At 67.4% G+C, this 904-nt stretch carries 1 pseudogene; it reads right to left on the reverse strand.

Going from position 1 to position 904, the window contains the following annotated elements:
• Positions 1 to 19 precede the first annotated feature (19 nt).
• Positions 20 to 882, reverse strand: a pseudogene (locus QK440_RS41230) (IS5 family transposase).
• Positions 883 to 904: the final 22 nt, after the last annotated feature.

Genomic DNA, 904 nt, shown 5'->3' on the forward strand with positions numbered 1-904 from the left:
CTAGGCCGTTTCTTCTGGATCATCGAGCGGACCAGATGAAGATACCCGCGATGTGCAGAGCGGCCAGGTAGACGGTGGCGGTCTTGTCGTATCGAGTGGCAAGGCCGCGCCACTGCTTGAGTTTGTTGATGCACCGCTCGACGGTGTTGCGCTGCCGGTAGGCGGTCTTGTCGAAGGCCGGCGGCCTGCCGCCGGATCGGCCGCGGTGTTTGCGCCTGGCGATCTGGTCGGCGGGCTGAGGGATGACCGCCCTGATGCCCCGACGGCGCAAGTGGGTGCGGATGGCGCGGGAGGAATACGCCTTGTCGGCCAGGACCACCTGCGGGGTCACCCGTGGCCGTCCGATAGGCCTGGGCACTCGTAAGCGGGCCATGACCTGTGTGAAGGCGGGTGCGTCGCCCGCCTGGCCCGGTGTGATGTGGAAGGCCAGGGGGCGGCAACGGCCGTCAGAGGCCAGGTGGATCTTGGTGGTCAGTCCGCCGCGTGAGCGTCCCAGAGCGTGGTCACCCGGCTCGCTGGCCGGGGCCCCTTTTGACGGGCCCCGGCGGCGTGCTGATGTGCGCGGACGATGGTGGAGTCGACCGCGACGACCCAGTCGAGGTCGCCTTCGGCATCGGCCTGGGTCAGCAGAGCGGTGAAGACCTTCTCCCAGGTGCCGTCGGCGGCCCACTTCCGCAGGCGGTTATGGATGCCCTTCCAGGAACCGAACTCCTCGGGCAGGTCCATCCACGGCGAGCCGGTGCGGTACTTCCATGCGATCGCGTCGATCACCTGTCGGTGATCCCGCCAGCGCCCGCCCCGCTTTGGCGCTCGATCGGGTAACAGCGGTTCGATCCGCGCCCACTGCGCGTCAGTCAGCGACACAACCAAACCAACGATCAGATGATCCGAAGGAAACGGCCTA

Source organism: Streptomyces sp. CC224B (genome assembly GCF_030010595.1).
In the GTDB taxonomy this organism is placed as follows: Bacteria; Actinomycetota; Actinomycetes; order Streptomycetales; family Streptomycetaceae; genus Streptomyces; species Streptomyces longispororuber.